Below are 19,433 nucleotides of genomic sequence, written 5' to 3'. Positions count from 1 at the left end.
GAGGTGTTACGCGAGAGTTTCGGAGCACTGGCGGATCGGTGTCCAGCATCAAACCGAGATCTGTCCATGCGTTAAGCGCATCAATCCCAGCGGGAGCACCCTATGCTCGTCCGCCATGGAAGCCACCACCTTGCGTCAACTCGCGGCGTACACGGCCGTAGCGCGGGCCGCGAGCTTCACCGCGGCCGCCGCGGAGATGCACGTGTCCCAGTCCTCGCTCAGCCGCGCCGTCGCGGATCTGGAGCGACAACTCGGCGTCCAGCTCCTGGAACGGGACACCCGCAACGTGCAGTTGACCGCGGCAGGCGTCGAGGCACTGCGTGTCGCCCAGCAGATCGTCACCGCTCACCGGGCGGGTATGAAGGAGCTCAGGCGATACCTGCTCGGCGAGTCGGGAACGGTCGCCGTGGCCACCCTTCCCTCCGTCGCCGCGGTGCTCCTGCCGCGGGTGATATCCGACTTCCGTGAGCGGCGGCCACAGGTGGCGGTACGACTTCTCGACGGCCTGGAGCGGTCGGTACTGGCCCGGGTCCTGTCCGGCGACGCCGACTTCGCGATCACCACCGTCGGCAACCCGCCGGAGCAGTTGGAGCACCGCCCCCTGGTCAGAGACCGCTTCGTCGCGGTGCTGCCGGAAGGCCACCCGCTCGCCGACCGCCACGAGATCACCTGGGACGACCTGGCTCGCCGGCCGTTCCTGGCCGTCGGGCGCGACTCGAGCGTGCGCCGGCTCACCGACGCGGCGTTCGCCCAGATCGACGCGCACGCGGCCCCGGCGGCGGAGGCGGGCAGTATCGCGACCGTGGGAGGACTGGTGACCGCCGGTCTCGGGGTGTCGGCGATGCCCGCCCTCGTGCTCCCGCTGATGGGTGCCGGACCCGTCGTCTGCCGACCTCTTGTGGACCCCGTGGTGGACCGGCGCCTGGACATCGCGGTGCGCGCTCGACGAACGCTCCCCACCGTGACGGAGCGGTTCCTGGAGACGCTGGAAGAGTTCCGCCTCCAGAAGCGTCCACTTCCGCCAGGGGTCTCGTGGGCCTGAGACCGCGTACCAGTACCAACCTCCCTCAATTCATGCGTTTATCGCATTGATTGATGGCCTTCTGATGCTCGACAGGCATTTCCGCCCTCCGGCAGTCTGAGGACAACGGCGACGGCCCCGCTGCACCAACGCGGACGACGCTGTCGGGACTCACGCGATACGCAGGGCAAGGGAGTTCAGCGGTGTCGGACGACGAACGGAACATCACCGGGAGCGGGCAGTTGCGCGGGCTGAAAGTGGTCGAGTTCGCCCATGTGGTTGCCGGTCCACTGGCGGGCTCGATGCTCGCCGACCAGGGGGCCGACGTCGTACACGTGGAGCCCCCCGGCGCCGGAGACGCGGCCCGTGCCATGGGGCCCCAACGTGACGGTGTTCCCCTGTGGTTCAAGGTCGCCGGCCGCAACAAGCGCTCGGTCACCCTCGATCTGCACCACCAGGCCGGCCGGCTCGTCGCCCACCGGCTCGTGGCCTGGGCTGACGTCGTCATCGTCACCCTGCGCGCAGGACGCCTGCGCAGTTGGGGGCTCGACTGGGACTCCGTGCACCGGATCAACCCCCGGGCCGTGCTGCTGCAGATCTCCGGCTTCGGCGCCACCTCGTCTCAGGCGGACGCCCCCGGCTTCGGCAAGGTGGGTGAGGCGCGCAGCGGAGTCGTCCACCTGACCGGCTTTCCCGACGGCCCGCCCGTGCACACCGGCTTCTCGCACGGCGACGCCGTGACCGGCCTGATGGGCGCCTACGCCGTCCTCGCCGCCCTCCACCGACGCGACCACGACCCCGGATTCGACGGCGAGTGGATCGACCTCGCCCTCTTCGAGTCCCTGTTCCGTCTGGTCGAGTGGCAGGTCATCGTCCACGACCAGTTGGGACAGGTTCCCGAACGCTCCGGCAACCAATTGGCGGTCGCCCCGGGGGCCGTGATCAACACCTACCGCTCCCGCGACGGCGAGTGGATCACGGTGACCTCCGCGACGCTGCGTTCGGTCCGCAACATCGTCCGCCTGCTGGGACTTCCCGAACGGGAGTTCACCACGGCCGAGCAACAGTACGACCGCCGCGAACAGCTGGACGAGAACCTGCGGGACTGGGTGGCGCAGCGCGTCACCCGAGAGTGTCTGGAGGAGTTCGCCCGTGCCGAAGTCGTGGCCTCACGGGTGTTCGACGCCGCGGACATCGCCGCCGACCCGGTGTACGCCGAACGCGAGGACATCGTCACTGTCGACGACCCCGATCTCGGGCCGGTGCGTATGCAGGCGGTGATCCCGCATTTCCGGCAGCGCCCCGGGCGGGTCTGGCGGACGGGGCCCGCCCTCGGGCAGGACAACCGCCTGGTCTACGGGCAGTGGCTCGGACTGAGCGCGGACGAGCTGGCCGCCCTGGAGAAGAGCGATGTCATCTAGGGAGTCGTCGAAGAGCCCTGCCGAGGTGGGCGCGGCAGTGGTCGACCGGCCCCCGCTGCGCTCCCTGCTCTTCGTCCCCGGCACCAGAACCGACTGGCTGCCCAAGGCCCGGGCGGCGGGCGCCGACGCGGCCGTCCTCGACCTGGAGGACGCTGTGCCCACCGCGGACAAGCTCACGGCCCGCGCACAGGTGGCCGACGCCGTCGCACGGGCCGCCGCCACGTCGGCCGAACAGGCGGGACGGATGGCGTTGTTCGTCCGCGTCAACCCGCTGGCCGACTGGGCGGGGGCCGAGGAACTGCGGGCGGTCGTACGGCCCGGGCTCGCCGGTGTCGTCCTTCCCAAGGTCCGCTCCGCCGAGGACGTGAGGCTTGCCGACCGCGTGTTGGGCTGGTGCGAACAGGAACAGGGCCTGCCGCCGGGACGGGTCGCCCTGGTGCCCCTGCTGGAGACGGCGCGCGGCCTGCGCGAGGCCTACGACATCGCCCGAGCCGCCTCGCGTATCGCCTATTTGGGCGCTCTCAGCGCCCCCGGTGGCGACGTGGAACGCGCGGTCGGCTACCGCTGGAGCACTGAGGGAACCGAAACGGTGGCACTGCGCTCCCGCGTTCTGCTGGACGCCAGGGCAGCCGGAGTGCCGTGCCCGGTCAGCGGACTGTGGACGCGCATCGGTGACCTGCCGGGGCTGCGCGCCTTCGCCGAGCAGAACCGCTCCCTCGGCTACGAGGGCATGATGGCGATCCACCCTTCCCATGTCCCCGTGATCAACGAGGTGTTCTCTCCCCGCCCCGCCGAACTGGCCCGCTGCGCAGAGCTGATCGCGGCGGTCGAGGCGGCGCAGAGGGACGGGACGGGTGCCGTGATCTTCCAGGGTGAGATGGTCGACGAGGCCATGGCCTGTACGGCCCGCCTTGTGCTCGAACGACACGCGGCACAGGTTCGCGTGGCACCTGCGGGTTAGGCGTCGAGACCTCGGGCCCGCGACGTTCAGCGTCCCCTGACGGACAATCACCCTCCCCCGGCATGAGTCGGGGGCCGGACCGGAGGCCCGTCCCCCGGTGCGTTCAGCCGATCTTGGCCATGTTCCACTGCTGAGCCGAGCCGCCGTCGGCGGACCACTGGATGACAGTGCTCCCCTCCGTATCGACGTTGGCGTTGTCCAGTACCGCGCGTAGCCCTCATGGTGCTCGGCCGTGATCACGAGGTACTTCATGCCGCGTTCTGGGCACGGTACCGCCGGCGAGCGCGCGAACCGCGCGACCTTCCCAGAGGCGGAGTCAGCGCCGGGCCGGGTGACGCCAAGATCGATTTCACGTCATCGACACGGACAGAAGAGTGAAAGGCGGTTCGAAATTTCGCGAGCCGTTCGGAAACCGAAGGCTTCACCAATACCAAGGAGACCATCGAGCATGTCAACACCCATCACCGCACTGCCTCCACGATCCGGCCATTACAGACGTAGCGGAGGTGGCGCATCTACATCATCCGGGCAACTGGCCTGCGATGACATGGGATCAAACATCTTCGAATGTTTCGAAGACATCATCGATTCATGCGAGAGGTATTGACGGGATTCACCGGCCTTCTATCATCCAGAATGCTCGGCAAGCCGATTCGCGTTCGACATCTCGTATACAGAGCAGCCGCTCCGCACGAACCAGCAGGACACCTCTGGGCAGCTCCAACCATCGTCGGCTGGGCCACAGAAGGGGAACGTCACGCGTGCAAATGTCATGGACCCATCACGTCGTGTCCCGTAGCCGCGCACTGCCGGCCGCCACCGGCCTGACCGCCGACGCCCTGTTTCCAGGGAAATGGGCGTCGCCGCCGGCCTTTCGGCGGAGCAACCGGACCTTCCACAGGCGGGGCCGGATCGACTTCACCCACCTCGGGCCCGCCTTCACCATGGGCGACGCCGGCAGTTCTTCATGGGCTGCCGCTTCGCCCTCCTCACCCACGCCACCCAGACTCTCGGCGGCGCCGTCCGCGTCACGCGATTCGCGCTGACCACGCCCTGAAGAGGCCCACCGATCGCACCACACAACCCCCCACCCACCCCACGAGGAGAACGATGAACCCGCTCAAACGGCTCGGCTCTCGCCGCGCCTCGATCCTGGGACTGCTGGCCGCGACCGCCCTGGCGACACCCGGCACCGCGACCGGCGCGGCAGGCACGACCGCCGCGACCGACACGGTTCGGGCCTCCACCCTGGGCGCCCAAGCGGCCCAGTCCGGACGGTACTTCGGAACCGCCGTGGCCGCGGGCCGGCTCGGCGACCGCACGTACACCGGCATCCTGGACCGTGAGTTCAACATGGTCACGCCCGAGAACGAGATGAAGTGGGACGCCACCGAGCCGTCCCGTGGCTCGTTCAACTTCGGCCCTGGCGATCAGATCGTCAACCGCGCGTTGTCCCACGGTCAGCGCATGCGTGGCCACACCCTGGTGTGGCACTCCCAACTGCCCGGCTGGGTCAGCTCCATCAGGGACGCGAACACCCTGCGATCCGTGATGAACAACCACATCAACACCGTGGCGAACCACTACAGGGGAAAGATCCACACCTGGGACGTGGTGAACGAGGCCTTCGCCGACGGCGGCAGCGGCCAGCTCCGCAGCTCGGTCTTCCGGGACGTGCTCGGCAACGGCTTCCTGGAAGAGGCGTTCCGCACGGCCCGGACGGCCGACCCGGGGGCCAAGCTCTGCTACAACGACTACAGCATCGACGACTGGAACGCCGCCAAGACCCAGGGCGTCTACCGCATGGTGCGCGACTTCAAGGCACGCGGCGTACCCATCGACTGCGTCGGCCTCCAGGCCCACTTAGGCGCCGGCGGTCCGCCCGGCAGCTTCCAGACGACGATCTCGAGTTTCGCCGCACTCGGCGTGGACGTCCAGATCACCGAACTGGACATCGCGCAGGCGTCGCCGAACGCGTACGCGAACACGGTCAGGGCCTGCATGAACGTGGCCCGCTGTACCGGCATCACGGTCTGGGGCATCCGTGACAGCGACTCCTGGCGCGGCAACGAGAACCCGCTGCTGTTCGACCGCAACGGCAACAAGAAGTCGGCGTACAACTCGACGTTGACGACATTGGGCGGCACGCCCGCCACCACCCGCAGCGCCCCCGACGCCGCCGCCCTGCCCAACAGGTACTCATGGAGTTCCAGCGGCGCCCTGATCGGGCCGAAGTCCGACGCGTCGCACAACATCGCCGGCCTCAAGGACCCGACGGTCGTCCAGTACAACGGCAAGTACCACGTGTTCGCCAGTACCGCGAGCTCCTCCGGCTACAACCTGGTCTACCTGAACTTCAGCGACTGGTCCCAGGCCGGCTCGGCCACCCACCACTACCTGGACCGCACCGCCATCGGGTCCGGTTACCGGGCCGCACCGGAGGTCTTCTACAACGCGCCGCAACGCCTGTGGTACCTCGTCTACCAGACTGGCAACGCCTCGTACTCAACCAACCCCGACATCAGCAACCCCAACGGGTGGAGCGCCCCGCGCAACTTCTACTCGTCGATGCCGGACATCATCCGGCAGAACATCGGCAACGGCTACTGGGTCGACATGTGGGTGATCTGCGACAGCGCCAACTGCTACCTGTTCTCGTCCGACGACAACGGACACCTGTACCGCTCGCAGACGACCGTCGGCCAGTTCCCGAACGGGTTCACGAACACCGTCATCGCGATGCAGGACTCCAGGAACGCGTTGTTCGAAGCGAGCAACGTGTACAAGGTGCAGGGCAGCAACCAGTACCTGCTCCTCGTCGAGGCGATCGGTTCCGACGGGCGGCGCTACTTCCGTTCCTGGACCGCCACCGGCCTCGGCGGCTCCTGGACGCAGCTCGCCGCGTCCGAGGGAAATCCCTTCGCCCGGGCGAACAACGTCAGCTTCCCCGCGGGCGCCTGGACCCGGGACGTCAGCCACGGCGAGATGATCCGCGCGGGCTACGACCAGACGCTCACCATCCCCTCGTGCCGGCTCCAGTACCTCTACCAGGGCCTGAATCCCAACGCGGGCGGCGATTACAACCTCCTCCCGTGGCGGCTCGGCCTCCTGACCCAGACCAACTCGACCTGCTGACCGACTGAGCGGTGGGGAGCGCTTCCGACGGCAGCGCTCCCCACCCCTACCACCGACCACCGACCACCGGACGTATCCCTGTCAGAGAACCGAGGTACCGTCATGCGCCGCAGACTGCTCGCCCTGATAGCAGCACTCTCCTCACTGCCGCTGGCGCTCGCCGCCGCACCGTCCGCCCACGCGGCGGACCCGACGACCATGACCAACGGGTTCTACGCGGACCCCGACTCCAGTGCGAAGCGGTGGGCCGCCGCCAACCCCGGCGACGGCCGGACGTCCGCGATCAACGCCTCCATCGCCAACACCCCGACGGCCCGCTGGTTCGGCTCCTGGAGCGGCACCATCGGCAACGCCACCGGCGCGTACGTGGGTGCCGCGGACGCCCGGGACAAGCTGCCCGTCCTTGTCGCCTACAACATCTACAACCGCGACTACTGCGGCGGGCACTCCGCGGGCGGAGCCTCCTCGGCGTCCGCCTATGCGAACTGGATCGCCCAGTTCGCGGGCGGGATCGCCGGCCGACCGGCCGTCGTCGTCCTCGAACCGGACTCCCTCGGGGACTACGGCTGCATGAACCAGGCCCAGATCAACGAACGCAGGGCCATGCTCACCGGCGCCCTCGCCGAGTTCAACCGCCAGGCCCCCAACACCTGGGTCTATCTCGACTCCGGCAACCCGGCCTGGGCGAGCGCGGCGACCATGGCCCAGCGCCTGAACGAAGCAGGCCTCCGACAGGCCCACGGCTTCTCGCTCAACATCTCCAACTACCTGACCACGGGCGAGAACACCGCGTACGGCAACGCCGTCAACAATGAACTGCGTGCACGGTACGGCTACACCAAGCCGTTCGTCGTGGACACCAGCCGCAACGGAAACGGCTCCAACGGCCAGTGGTGCAACCCCTCGGGCCGCAAGATCGGCACCCCGACCCAGCTGGGCGGAGGCGCCGAGATGCTCCTGTGGATCAAGGTTCCGGGCGAGTCCGACGGCAACTGCGGCGTCGGAAACGGCTCCTCGGCCGGCCAGTTCCTCCCCGAGGTCGCCTACAAGATGATCTACGGCTACTGATCCGACTGGGACGCCTGGAACCGACGCCACCCGTCGCGCGGCGCGGCGGGCCCGGCGGGGTAGGGCGCCGCGGCGCTGTCACCGGCCGTCGGACGGGGCCGGCCAGTCGGAGACTGGCGAGGCAGAGGGCCATGCGTCCGGTCGGACGGGTGGCCCGGTTGTCGGGGCAGATCCCGCTCATGGTCTGATTCCCGCCCAGGGCCTGGCGTGGCGGACCTGCCGTTCGACTCGGCCTACGACCTGACCAACGTGCCGTGCAGGACGGGCAGTTCCTCCCACCTGTGTTCCGGCCAAGGGTCGCGGTGGGTGAGTCCGGGGTGTATCCCGTCCCAGGCCGACGTGGCCGACTTTCCGTAGCGGGTGGTGTCCGTGGTGGTGCTGCCATCGGGCTCTCGGCTTGTTCCTGCGGGCTCGGTGGCCCCGTCGCGGATCTCTCGTCCCGCGACGGGGTCTGCCCGTCGGTCACACGGACTCGACGTCGGTGGTGGCGAGCTTCGCGTAGACCTCCGGCCGCTTGCGGCGGAGCCGCATCGCGAGGACCGCGCCGATCGTGAAGATGATCGGGGTGAGCGCGGCGAGCATCCAGTTGACGGCGGGCGGGGCGCCGGTGAAGAGATTGAGGCGCGTGCAGACCAGCCCCGTGATCACGGCCAGGAGGAGTGCGGCGGTCGCGGGTGCGGCGACCGTGCGCAGGCGTCCCGCCCCGCCGACACCGGGGTTGCGGCGGAAGAAGGCGACCACGGAGCAGGCGGCCAGCGTCTGCAGCACGAGGATGCCGACCACTCCGGGGGTGTTCACCCACAGCAGGAACTCGTTGTACGGGTGCGCGCCGATCGCGGCGAAGACGGCGGTGACGACGGCCGCCAGCACGGTCTGTGCGACGCCGGACACCCAGGGCGAGCCGTGCCGGGGGTGGATGCGGCCCAGCGGCGTCGGCGCGGCCCCCTCGACGGACAGCGCGTAGCCGTAGCGGGTGATGGCGTTGTGGAAGGCGAGCAGAGAGGCCAGGAGGCTGCTGACGATCAGGACGCGCTGGAGGTCGGTGGCCCAGTCGCCCACGTAGCGGGTCATGGCGGTGAAGAACATCTCGGCGGGGTTCTGCGCCGCGGCCCCGACGGCGTTGTCGTCGCCGAAGGCCTGGACGATGACCCAGACGACGAACGTGTAGAAGAGGCCGAGGAAGCCGACGGCCAGGTACATGGCGCGAGGCACCGTACGGTCGGGATCCCGGGCCTCTTCGCGGTAGAGGACGGTGGCCTCGAAGCCGATGAAGGCGGCGGTGGCGAGGCCCAGCGGTGCGGCCATCTTCGACGTGAAGACGTTGGAGGGGGCGAAGGAGGTCAGGCTCAGTCCGTCCGAGCCGCCCTTGAGGAGGATCGCGCCGGCGAGCAGCACCAGGATGGCGGTCTCCGCGATCAGCAGGACGGCGAGGATCTTGGCGCCCACATGGATCGACCGGAAGCCGAGGAACCACACCACGGCGATCCCGGCGAAGGCGTAGACCGGCCAGGGCAGGTCGACGCCCAGGAGGTCGTTCGCGGTACCGGCGGCGAAGAAGCCGAAGGCGCCGTACACACCGATCTGCAGGGCGTTGTAGGAGAACACCGCCAGCAGTGCCGCTCCGAGTCCGGCAGGGCGGCCGAGGCCCCGGGCGATGTACGAGTAGAACGCGCCCGCGTTGCGGATGTGAGGCGTCATGGCGGTGAAACCGATCGCGAACAGGCACAGAACAATGCCGACCGTCAGGTAGGCGACCGGGGCGCCGATGCCGCCGAAGAGGATGGCGAGCGGGGCGACACCCGCCATCACGGTGAGGGGGGCGGCTGCCGCCACGACGAAGAAGACGATGTCGGTGACGCCGAGCGTGGCCCGCTGCAGATGGCCGGTCGGCTCCGTCCCGGCAGCCGCTGGGGGCTGTTGGGGCGCGTGGGAAGTCTGGGGCTCGGTCATGAGGGTCTCCGCGTGCTGCGTGAGGTGACAGGTGAGTGGTGCTGACCCTGGTGAGCGGTTCGGCCGCGGAAGGCGCCGTGCGGCTACCGTCCTCCGGGAGAAACGGGGAAGGGAGCGTAGAAACCGTGCGTGCGCCGGCCGGCGAGCCAGGTGCCCAGGACGGGCAGGTCCGCGAGGTCGCGGGGAGCGGTCTCGACCGGGTCGGCGGCGAGATGCACCAGGTCTGCGCGCATTCCGGGGCGCAGGACGCCCCATTCCTTCTCCTCGAACGCCTGGTGGGCGCAGCCTGCGGAGTAGGCGGCCAGGGCGGTCGCGATGTCGATCCGCTCCTGGGGAAGCCAGCCGCCCTCGGGGATTCCTTCGGGTGTCTGGCGGGTCACGGCGGTGGCGATGCCCCGCAGCGGTTCGTAGTCGGTGACCGGCCAGTCGCTGCCGAACGCGATGCGTGCGCCGGAGGCGAGCAGAGCGGCGATCTGGTACTGGCGCGCGCCGCGCTTCGGGCCGATCTTCGGCAGGATGAGGTCGGTCATCAGCCGGTCGGGCTGGGCCCACAGCGGCTGGAGATTGGCGATCACCCCGAGTTCGGCGAAGCGGGGCAGGTCGGCGGGGTCGATCAGTTGCGCGTGGGCGACGACCGGACGGCGGTCGCGGGGTCCGTTGACGCGGGCCGCTGCCTCGATGGCGTCGAGGGCGACCCGGACACCGCCGTCGCCGAGCGCGTGGATGTGCGGCTCGAAACCGAGGGCGTCGATCGCGGTGACGGCCTCCGCAAGTTCGCCCGGTGTCCAGTTGGCTATGCCGTGGGAGTGCGGGCAGTCGGTGTAGGGCTCCAGGAGAGCGGCCGTGCCGGACTCGATGACCCCGTCGGCGAAGAACTTCACGGTGTGCGCGGTGAGCAGCCCGGGGGCGGCACCCTCCACGCGTTCGCGCCTGGCGGCGAGTCCGGGGAGCTGCTCACGCCACTGCTCCGGTCCCAGGAAGAAGCCGAGGTCGGCACGGACCGGCAGCCCCGGGCCGTTGGTCGCCGCGGTGATCCAGACCTCGGCGTGCTGCGGTTCCACCCAGGCGTCCTGCACCCAGGTCACCCCGGCGGCGGCGAATCGGGCGGCGGTTTCGCACAGCGCGTCCACGTGCGCCTGGTGGGACGGCTGGGGAACGAGGCCGAGGACGGGAAGCAGGGCGCCGAACTCGCGCAGGGTGCCCAACGGCTCGACGGAGCCTTCCCTGCGCACGATCTCCCCGCCGGCCGGGTCGGGCGTGGCGGCGGTGAACCCGGCCCGGCGCAGTGCCTCGCTGTTCACCCACGCGGTGTGGTGGTCCATGGTGCGCAGCAACACGGGCCGGTCGGGGACGGCCGCGTCCAGCCAGCGGGCGTCGAACCGGCCGTCAGGGGCGAGCCAGGCGTCGAAACCGTCGCCGGTGACCCACTCGGCCTCGGGATGCTCGTCGGCCCACTTCCGTACGGCCTCGACGATCCCCTCCACGGAGGTGCACTCGCGGACCGGTGCTCCGAGCAGGCCCAAGCCGCCCATCACGGGGTGCACGTGCCCGTCGCCGAACGCCGGCAGCAGGGCGCCTCCCCGCAGGTCGACCACGACGGTGCTGCCGCCGCGAGCGGCGAGCGCCTCCGCCCCGAGTGCGCTGATCCTGCCGTCCGTGACGGCGAGGGCGTCGAGGATCGGGCTTTCGGCGGCCCCGGTCCTGATGGTCCCTCCGGTGAACACGATGTCGGCCTGCATGGCGGCGGCGTCCTTTCCGTCGTACGGCAAACGAGTACGGCAAACGAGTCCGGCAAACAAACTGAAACTGATTCGGTTTCGGTAATGTAGGCGTCAGCCGAACGGTCGGGAAGCTCTTTACTGAAATTCATTCGGTAAAGTTCGCGTGACAGCCTCGAGCGGCGGTGCCGCCGCCCGGCGGGGAGACATACGAAGAGGAGCCCACGTGCCAAGGCCTCGCACCCCTCTGCTGGACCGTCGGCGCATCGGCACGGCAGCGCTGAGAATCGCCGATGAGCAGGGCACCCTCACCATTCCCGCCCTGGCCCGGGAGCTGGGAGTCGCTCCCTCCGCGCTCTACCACCATGTGTCCGGCCGCGAGGAGATCATCTCGCTCATGCGGGAAGAGCTGGCCCTGGAGACCGGCCCTGACGCCTGGGACTCGGCACAGCCCTGGGAGCAGGCCCTGGAGGCATGGGCCCGCTCCTATCGCACGGCCTTCGCGACCCACCCAGGGGCGGTGCCCCTGCTGGCGACAGCCCCGCTGGCCGAGCCCTTCATGCACGCGATGTACGAGAAGGTCGCCGAGCTGCTGCTGACCGCCGGCTTCGCCACCGGCCAGGTCATGCCCCTGATCACCGCGCTGGAGAGTTTCATCCTCGGTTCGGCCCTCGACCTCGTCGCGCCACCGGTGATGGTCTCCGCCGTGAGCCGCGAGACCGCCCCCCACCTCAGCGCCGTACTCGACAACACCCCGACCGACCACCGCCGGGCCGAGCTCGCGTTCGACATCGGTCTCCGAGCCCTGCTCACCGGCTTCCGGGAGCTCGTTTCCCGGTGACCGGCTCCGTACGGCCCCCGACCGCCTCCATCACCCGAGGAGCCCCTCATGACCGCCGCCTTCCACGTCCTGACCACCGGCTACGCCGACACGCGGGTGGCCGGCACCGTCACCCTGCTTGTCGACGGCCGGACGGTCGCGATCGCCGATCCCGGCATGGTCGCGGACCGCCGACTCATCCTGGACCCGCTCGCACACCACGGACTGAACCCCGAAGACGTCACCGACGTGATCTTCAGCCACCACCACCCGGACCACACACTGAACGCGGCCCTGTTCCCCCGAGCCCGCTTCCACGACCACATGGCGATCTACCAGAACGACATCTGGGAGGACCGCGATGCCGACGGATACGAGCTGTCGCCGTCGATCACGCTCATGACGACCCCCGGCCACACCGCCGAGGACGTCAGCACCCTGGTCACGGCCACCGAGGGCCTGGTGGTCCTGACCCATCTGTGGTGGACCGCCGAGGGACCCGCCGACGACCCCTTCGCGCCCGACCGCGAGCAACTGCGGGCGGCCAGGGAGAAGGTCCTGGCCCTCGGCCCGGCGCTGATCGTGCCGGGACACGGGGCGCCCTTCACGCCGTCGGCGTCGACGCCCGTCTAGCGAGCCGTCGGCAACCACCCGCACCGTCTCCACCGGAATCTCCCCAGGCTCCTGCGACCGCAGCGACACGCCGACCCTCCCCAAACAGCAAATTCGGCCTCCAAGACCACAACCACGTCTTGGAGGCCGACGTCACGCACAGGCCCGCATTCGCCAACAGCATCCGTGTACCGGGGGAAGGCCGAGGTCGGATCAGGGTGGTGCCCGGATTTCCGGGGCGCCCTCGGACGGGGATCGTCGAGGCCAGAGTCGGCTCGACGCGCGACAACGCAGGTCAGCGACTGTCACCCGGTGTTCTCGCCGCTGGGCTCCGACTTGGCTGCACCGACCTGGTGCCACCGCTGATCGGTGCCACAGGACAGCGGCCGACAGGTACATCCGTACCGTGCGTCACCATCCGTGAGTGAGTACGTCGTCGAGGGCGTCGACGAAGACGTCGGCGCTCGTCGTGGTCAGGCACAGCGGCGGCTTGATCTTCAGGACGCACATCCGGTCCGAAGTCGGCTGCATCAGCACGCCCAGCTCTCGTAGCCGTTCGCAGATGGCGGCTGTCTCCTCGGTCGCCGGCTCCCGTGTCTCGTGGTCTCTGACGAACTCGACGCCCAGATACAGACCACTGCCGTGGACGGCGCCGATCAGCGGGTGCTTGTCAGCGAGTCGCAGCAGCCGCGTTCGCAGGTGTGCGCCGACCGTGCGGGCGTTGTCCTGGAGACCTTCGTCGCGGAGCACGTCGAGCACGGTCAGTCCGACCACCGAACTGACCGGGCTGCCGCCGGCCGATGAGAAGAAGTAGCCCTGCGAACGGAAAGCGTCGGCGATCTCGCGCCGGGTGATCACCGCCCCCAGGGGGTGGCCGTTGCCCATCGCCTTGGCGACAGCGACGATGTCCGGTTCGACGCCCTGCTGCTCGAAGCCCCAGAAGTGGGAGCCCAGCCGACCGTAGCCGACCTGCACCTCATCGGCGATGCAGAGACCGCCGGATTCCCGGGTGGCGGCGTAGACCTGCTCGAGATAGCCGTCGGGCAGAGCCATTCCGCCGGCGTTGCCGTAGTAGGGCTCGCACACGAACGCCGCCGGCGGGCGTCCGGACCTGACCAGGTCGGCGATCACGGCCGCAGCCTCGGGGCCGTAGAGGTGCGACTCCGGGCCGCGGTGCGGGCCGCGGTAGCTGTTCGGGGTGGGGACCGTGTGCACCCACGCAGGGCGGGTGGCCAAGGCGTTCGGGTTGTCGGCCGTCGAGGTGGAGATGGCGTCGCCGGCATCGGTCCAGCCGTGGTATGCCTCCTCCACCGCGACGACATCGCGCCTCCCGGTAGCGGCCCAGGCCAGGCGCAGTGCCAGATCCACGGCCTCGGAGCCGCTGTTGACGAGGAAGACGGTGTCGAGTCCGTCCGGCAGGAGCGCGCTCAGCCGCTCCGACAGTTCCACCACCGAGGCGTAGTGGAAACGGGAGTTGGTGTTGAGCCGCTGCCACTGCCGGTGCACTGCTTCGACCAGTCGCGGGTGACCGTGGCCCAGGACGGTCACGTTGTTGAGCATGTCCAGGTAGCCGCGGCCACGGGTGTCCACCAGGTGGTGCTGCCAGCCTCGCTCGATCTGTGGAGGCGTTTCGAAGTAGTGCTCCTGCACGGTGGCGAAAGACCTCACTCGACGCTCCAGCAGGACGCTCTCCGGCTCCGTGCGCGTGTCCTCCCCGGGGCGGTCCGCCCCGGGGAGGATCAGGCCGGTGGGATCAGGACACATTGTCAGCCAGCCCGCGTCCAGCCCTGGCGGAGTGAAGCGTGGTGCAGTTCCCGTGCCCAGCCGGGACAGTTGCACATCCAACCGATACCGACTGCCCTGTGCGGCGACGGTGCCCAACTGCTGACCGGATACCGCCTCTCCCCCGTCGATGACCGCGACAGCCGGGTTGATCCCGTCGAGCACCAGGTGCAGCCCCCCGGCGGTCAGGGTCACTCCGTGCTCGGCGTGCCGGGTGACCGTGCCGGCCCACGGCGCGTGGACCGCCAGCGGGCTGGTGAGGTGCACCTCCACGCCGAGCGCGAGCGTGGCGCCCTGCTCCGTGCTGTCGACCCGTGTGCGGGTGAGACGGCACTCTCCGTGCCGGGTCAGCACTGCCGTGCCGCCCGAGGCGAGCGCCCGTGCGACCGCGGCGGACTCCGCGTCGGGATCGAGCCAGCCGCCGCCGTGCAGCGCGTCGCTGGTGACGGACAGGTCGAGCACCGTTGCTTCGGAGGGAAGTTCGGGGAGAAGAGGGTGGCTCGAGGTCGGCGGATCGCTGTGCGGGGCGGGTTCGCCGATCACCTGCCGGAAGTGGGCCGCCATCACCTCGGCCGGTATTGAGGCACCGGCCTCGAACATGGCCCACTCACGGTCAAGGGCCGCCGTGGCGTAACCGTTGCCGGGGTCCTGCAGTGCGGCGTGTTGCCCGCATACCACCAGCACGCAGCCGCGCAGCACGACAAGGGGCCACAGCACGTCCAGTTCGTCATCGACGAGCGGCCGTACGACGTGGAACGCGCGGACCGCGGGCAGCACCGCAGCCGGTGTGGCTCCGTGATGATGCAGGACGGAAGTGCAGGCGACCGCCAGCTCGGCCACGGCCCAACTGTGTGTGAGATCTCCGAAGTCGATCAGCCCGACCGGTATGGGGCGGCCGTCCAGGTCCGTCCGGCACACCACGTTGTTGTCGGCCACATCGCCGTGAACGACCTGTACGGGAAGCCGCGCGGCGCGCCGCTCCACGAGTTGTTGTGCCGCGCGGGCGGCTCGCAACACACGCTCGGCCCTTCGCTGGTCGACCATGTGCGGGGCCAGGACCTCGACGACTTCGAGGGCGTTGCGCAGGTCCCAGAGCATCGGCCTGTCCGGAGTCGGCATGTCGAGGCCTTCCAGGGCCGCGGTGATGCTTCCGGCCAGCTCTCCCAGCCGCGCCACCACCCGCGGAGCCAGATAGCGGCTGTCCATGATGGGTTCACCGGGAACATAGTCGAGCAATTGGCAGTCGTAGTCCTGGCCGTCCACGGAGACGGTCTGGATGTGCTCCCCGTCGACTCCAACCCGGGCCCGCGGTAGCCGCAGCTCCGGCAGCGCTCGGGCGAGGCGCTCGATGGCCTCGGCCTGCGCCCTCAGTACCGCGCGGTCGATGACCGGGTTGAAGACCTTGAAGACGTACCCGTGCTCATCCAGACCGGTGCGCACCCTGAAGTTGCGGTCGTGGTTGCTGCCCAGATCCTCGAGTGTCCCCTCGATGCCGAATCGCTCCATGAGGAGGGCTGCGGCCCGCTCCTCCTCGATTGCGACCATCGGCGCCACCTGCCACTCGGCAGAGGAGATGCCCATCGAATTCTCCGTTCATCAGTTGGTTGACCCGCGACAGCCCGGTCATTGCGGATCGGCGAGCGTGATCAGACAGAGGTGATGCAGGGCGGCGGGCCACGCCATCGCGCGGATCACTGAAGTGGGTGCAAAGAAACAAAGAGTTGGAGGTCCGCAGTAGCGTCGAGGGTTTTCCTCGCTGCCTCAGTCCGCCGCCACAGAGTCCATGGATGCCTCACTCGGGTGCGCACCGCGGTACTCCTGGCCCTCGACGACCGCGGCGGTCGATCTTCTGGTGCCCATCGGCGTTCGGCGGCCCGGCACGGTTCGGCGGCGACGTCAAAGGCTGCGCCGCATGGCAGCCAGTTGGGGCGCTGCTCAACCGACGTTCCAGAAGAACCGGTGTGTGTGAATCCCGAAGTAGGGGAAGCTCTCCACCCCTGTCACGCCCTCGATGGGACGCACGACGTCGTTGACGAAGTCCAACAGGTCACGCGGATCGCGACAGACCGCCTCAGCGAACAAGTCGAAGGAACCAGCGGTCAAGACGGCGTAGACGACCTCGTCGTGGTGTGAGAGTTCGTCGGCCACCGCCCGCGGATCGCCGTCGACGCGGAGCCCGAGTAGGGCCATGGCCTGCCCGCCCATCGCCATCGGGTCGGTGACGCCGACGACCTGCACCGCCTTGGTGTCGATCAGCCGCTGCAGCCGCTGCCGAGCGGCCGACGCCGACAGGCCGACCTTCGGGCCGAGATCGGCGTAGGGGATGCGACCGTCGGTCTGCAGTTCGCGCAGGATGGCCCGATCGATGTCGTCCATAAGGACACCTCCTAGGTGCGCGAACAGCTAAGCATGCAATCGATTCACGCGCAATATGTATTGCTCACCATCGAATCCATCGCCCAAGGAATCGAATCGATCGTTGGAATCTCGGAAGCCACGTGGCACCGGACATGGAACCTGCCTCGCCGACAGCCCTGCCGAAGCCCCGGCCAGGAGGCCCTGCCAAGACCCAGTGACCGACCGGCCACTCACGTTCGGCGCACGACCTGGCGGCTCCGGGCGGGATCGCCATGTCCCCCAAACGTTCCGGCTCCGCAGTTGACGCGGAAGCAGACCGATTCGACGACAGGCGGCCCTGCTCGCCGAGCGAGCCGGGCTGCAGGATGTTCTGGATCGACAAGGGCCGCGCGATGGCCGGGCGGCAGGTGCCGTGGCAGCGCGTACCGTCTCCCGTCGACGAGGCTCTCGTTGTCGCTCCGACAGGCCCGAACGTGCCGCTCGGCACCGGGATACGACACCGCTCGGAGGGTCTCCGCAGGGCGGGCGCTCCCACGCCGCTTCAAGCCGGGCGTCTTCCTTGGACCCTAGTGGCCACTTGGCCCCAAGGGCTCGTCTCTACCTCGGAGAAAGCCCCGAGAAGCCGCACGAGACTCACGGTCGCGGCCACGTCTCCGGAAGACCGTGCCCGCCATCGGCCACGAGAGCCGATCCGGTGACGAACGACGCCGATTCGTGCGCCAGAAACATGACGCAAGCCGCGATCTCGTCCGGTGTGGCACTGCGTCCGATCGGGCCCGCCGCGGCGGCCGCCGCCTCGAACTCCAGCTGGGAGCCGGTCGCAACATAGCCGGGGGCCACGACGTTCACGGTGACGCCGTACGACACCACCTCAAGGGCGAGCGCCCGGGACAGCCCCAGCAGCCCTGCCTTCGCGGCCGTGTAGGTGGCCTGCCCCGGCATCGCGCTGACCGTGCCGGTGGTGGAGCCGACCGAGACGATACGGCCGTACCGGGCAGCCCTCGATCCCTCACCCCTCGCGCTTTCCACAGCCCTACCCGTCGCCTTCCCCCTTGGCCTTCGTCGAGGCCGACGGCGACGCCACTGCCGAAAGCGGCCTGGCGATGTCCTCCAGTGAGCGTCGCTCGGCGTTCACCGCGAGGAACGCTGCGACGAGCCCGGCCGCGCACATCAAGCCGGCGCCGATCTGGAAGGCGAGCACGGTCTCCCCGACCACGCCGGACGCGGTGAGGTCGGCGAAGACCAGCGGACCGGTGATGCCACCCGCAGCGGTACCGATGGCGTAGAAGAAGGCGATGCACATGGCCCGCGTCTCCATCGGGAAGATCTCGGAGACCGTCAGGTAGGCGCTGGAGGCGCCCGCCGAGGCGAAGAACAGTACCGCGCACCAGCAGGCCGTCAGCGTGGTCGCAGTCAACGAACCGCGGTCGAACAGCCACGCCGTGCCGAACAGCAGCACGCCTGAGAGCAGATACGTCGAGGAGATCATCACCCGGCGGCCGACCGTGTCGAACAGCTTGCCCAGCAAAAGCGGGCCGAAGAAGTTGCCGACCGCGATCACGGCGAAGTAGTAACCGGTGTTGCCGCTCGGGACGTCGAAGAACTTCGTCAGGATCGCGCCGAAACCGAAGGTGATCGCGTTGTAGAGGAACGCCTGGCCGATGAAGAGGGAGAAGCCGAGCACGCTGCGCTTGCGGTAGGTCGCGAAGACCGTACGGGCGATCTCGCCGAAGCCGATGGTCTCACGCTGCTGAATGGTGATCTCGTGCTCGGCTTCCGGAAGCGGTTCGCCCTTCTCGGACTCGACCCTCCGCTCGATGGAGGAGACGATCTCCTCCGCCTCACGTTCCCTGCCGTGGATCAGCAGCCAGCGTGGACTCTCGGGGACGTGCCGTCGTACGACGAGGATGACCAGGCCGAGGACCACGCCCAGGGCGAAGGTCAGCCGCCAGCCCACGTCCTTCGCCAGGATGTCGGTGTTCAGCGCGACGATCGACAGCAGCGAACCGCCGACCGCGCCGATCCAGAAGCTGCCGTTGATGATGAGGTCGACGCGACCACGGTAGAACGACGGGATGAGCTCGTCGATCGCCGAGTTGATGGCCGCGTACTCGCCGCCGATGCCGAAGCCGGTGAGAAAGCGGAACGCGAAGAACCACCAGGTCGAGAAGGACACCGCGGTCAGCGCGGTGGCGGCCAGATAGACCGCCAGCGTGATCATGAACAGCTTCTTGCGGCCGAAACGGTCGGTCATGCGGCCCCAGAAGAGGGCGCCTACGCAGGCACCAGCCACGTACAGGGCTGCCGCGACCCCCGTGACCTGACCTGAGGTGATCGGCAGACCGCTGCCGGGCTCCGAGAGCCGGGCGGAGATGTTGCCGACGACCGTGACCTCCAGGCCGTCGAGGATCCATACGGTGCCGAGACCGATCACGATCGTCCAGTGCCAGCGTGACCAAGGGAGGCGGTCGAGGCGGGCAGGTACTGAGCTGGTGATGGTACGGCCGGTTCCGGCCGGAGCGGTGGCGCTGGACATGGGCTCCCTCCTCGTCGAACGAACCTCGGCGAACGAACCACCTCCATGTGC

At 69.0% G+C, this 19,433-nt stretch carries 13 protein-coding genes; 7 read left to right on the top strand and 6 right to left on the bottom strand.

Annotated elements, in window-relative coordinates; translation table 11 throughout:
• Positions 1–115: 115 nt before the first annotated feature.
• The 5 genes from G3I56_RS15695 to G3I56_RS15675 all read left to right on the top strand — a co-directional run bounded on the left by G3I56_RS15695 (position 116) and on the right by G3I56_RS15675 (position 7,606).
• Complete coding sequence (locus G3I56_RS15695; RefSeq protein ID WP_164409590.1) at positions 116–1,042, top strand: LysR family transcriptional regulator; 927 nt, start codon at positions 116–118, stop codon at positions 1,040–1,042.
• 182 nt (positions 1,043–1,224) lie between these two features.
• Complete coding sequence (locus tag G3I56_RS15690; RefSeq protein ID WP_164409589.1) at positions 1,225–2,442, top strand: CoA transferase; 1,218 nt, start codon at positions 1,225–1,227, stop codon at positions 2,440–2,442.
• A complete protein-coding gene (locus tag G3I56_RS15685; RefSeq protein WP_164409588.1) occupies positions 2,432–3,403 on the top strand; it encodes a CoA ester lyase in 972 nt (323 codons plus the stop codon). The genes G3I56_RS15690 and G3I56_RS15685 overlap by 11 nt, the downstream gene beginning before the upstream one ends.
• Positions 3,404–4,513: 1,110 nt before the next feature.
• Positions 4,514–6,538: a non-reducing end alpha-L-arabinofuranosidase family hydrolase gene (locus G3I56_RS15680; RefSeq protein WP_164409587.1), complete on the top strand. Its 2,025-nt coding sequence runs from the start codon at positions 4,514–4,516 to the stop codon at positions 6,536–6,538.
• A gap of 102 nt (positions 6,539–6,640) precedes the next feature.
• A complete protein-coding gene (locus tag G3I56_RS15675; RefSeq protein WP_164409586.1) occupies positions 6,641–7,606 on the top strand; it encodes a glycoside hydrolase family 6 protein in 966 nt (321 codons plus the stop codon).
• A gap of 462 nt (positions 7,607–8,068) precedes the next feature.
• Here the strand turns inward: G3I56_RS15675 and G3I56_RS15670 are convergent, their stop codons facing one another.
• Together G3I56_RS15670 and G3I56_RS15665 are read right to left on the bottom strand one after the other, a co-directional pair.
• Positions 8,069–9,556, bottom strand: a complete 1,488-nt coding sequence (locus G3I56_RS15670; RefSeq protein ID WP_164409585.1) for an APC family permease — start codon at positions 9,554–9,556, stop codon at positions 8,069–8,071.
• Between the two features lie 83 nt (positions 9,557–9,639).
• Entirely contained in the window at positions 9,640–11,325 is a 1,686-nt protein-coding gene (locus tag G3I56_RS15665) for an amidohydrolase (protein WP_239134913.1), read from the bottom strand.
• A 175-nt stretch (positions 11,326–11,500) separates the two neighbouring features.
• Here G3I56_RS15665 and G3I56_RS15660 point away from each other — a divergent pair, with 175 nt between their 5' ends.
• Positions 11,501–12,115, top strand: a complete 615-nt coding sequence (locus G3I56_RS15660) for a TetR/AcrR family transcriptional regulator C-terminal domain-containing protein (RefSeq protein WP_164409584.1) — start codon at positions 11,501–11,503, stop codon at positions 12,113–12,115.
• 48 nt (positions 12,116–12,163) lie between these two features.
• Positions 12,164–12,727, top strand: coding sequence for an MBL fold metallo-hydrolase (locus tag G3I56_RS15655; RefSeq protein ID WP_164409583.1), 564 nt, complete (start codon positions 12,164–12,166; stop codon positions 12,725–12,727).
• 390 nt (positions 12,728–13,117) lie between these two features.
• Here G3I56_RS15655 and G3I56_RS15650 read toward each other — a convergent pair whose 3' ends face one another.
• The 4 genes from G3I56_RS15650 to G3I56_RS15635 all read right to left on the bottom strand — a co-directional run bounded on the left by G3I56_RS15650 (position 13,118) and on the right by G3I56_RS15635 (position 19,382).
• A complete protein-coding gene (locus G3I56_RS15650) occupies positions 13,118–16,069 on the bottom strand; it encodes an aminotransferase (RefSeq protein ID WP_164409582.1) in 2,952 nt (983 codons plus the stop codon).
• Between the two features lie 354 nt (positions 16,070–16,423).
• Positions 16,424–16,864 carry an Lrp/AsnC family transcriptional regulator gene (locus tag G3I56_RS15645; RefSeq protein WP_164409581.1) on the bottom strand — a complete coding sequence of 147 codons (441 nt, stop codon included), beginning with the start codon at positions 16,862–16,864 and terminating at the stop codon, positions 16,424–16,426.
• A 615-nt stretch (positions 16,865–17,479) separates the two neighbouring features.
• Positions 17,480–17,875, bottom strand: a complete 396-nt coding sequence (locus G3I56_RS15640) for an SDR family oxidoreductase (protein ID WP_164409580.1) — start codon at positions 17,873–17,875, stop codon at positions 17,480–17,482.
• A 4-nt stretch (positions 17,876–17,879) separates the two neighbouring features.
• Entirely contained in the window at positions 17,880–19,382 is a 1,503-nt protein-coding gene (locus G3I56_RS15635) for an MFS transporter (protein ID WP_164409579.1), read from the bottom strand.
• Positions 19,383–19,433: the final 51 nt, after the last annotated feature.

This window comes from Streptomyces sp. SID12488, from assembly GCF_010548275.1.
In the GTDB taxonomy this organism is placed as follows: domain Bacteria; phylum Actinomycetota; class Actinomycetes; order Streptomycetales; family Streptomycetaceae; genus Streptomyces.
This window is presented reverse-complemented; position numbering and strand designations above follow the sequence as displayed.

Excerpts from the sequence above, each read along its gene's own strand:
- G3I56_RS15695 (WP_164409590.1), top strand. The coding sequence starts at position 116 with ATGGAAGCCACCACCTTGCGTCAACTCGCGGCGTACACGGCCGTAGCG.
- G3I56_RS15685 (WP_164409588.1), top strand. The coding sequence starts at position 2,432 with ATGTCATCTAGGGAGTCGTCGAAGAGCCCTGCCGAGGTGGGCGCGGCA.
- G3I56_RS15680 (WP_164409587.1), top strand. The coding sequence starts at position 4,514 with ATGAACCCGCTCAAACGGCTCGGCTCTCGCCGCGCCTCGATCCTGGGA.
- G3I56_RS15675 (WP_164409586.1), top strand. The coding sequence starts at position 6,641 with ATGCGCCGCAGACTGCTCGCCCTGATAGCAGCACTCTCCTCACTGCCG.
- G3I56_RS15670 (WP_164409585.1), bottom strand. The coding sequence starts at position 9,556 with ATGACCGAGCCCCAGACTTCCCACGCGCCCCAACAGCCCCCAGCGGCT.
- G3I56_RS15655 (WP_164409583.1), top strand. The coding sequence starts at position 12,164 with ATGACCGCCGCCTTCCACGTCCTGACCACCGGCTACGCCGACACGCGG.
- G3I56_RS15650 (WP_164409582.1), bottom strand. The coding sequence starts at position 16,069 with ATGGGCATCTCCTCTGCCGAGTGGCAGGTGGCGCCGATGGTCGCAATC.
- G3I56_RS15645 (WP_164409581.1), bottom strand. The coding sequence starts at position 16,864 with ATGGACGACATCGATCGGGCCATCCTGCGCGAACTGCAGACCGACGGT.
- G3I56_RS15635 (WP_164409579.1), bottom strand. The coding sequence starts at position 19,382 with ATGTCCAGCGCCACCGCTCCGGCCGGAACCGGCCGTACCATCACCAGC.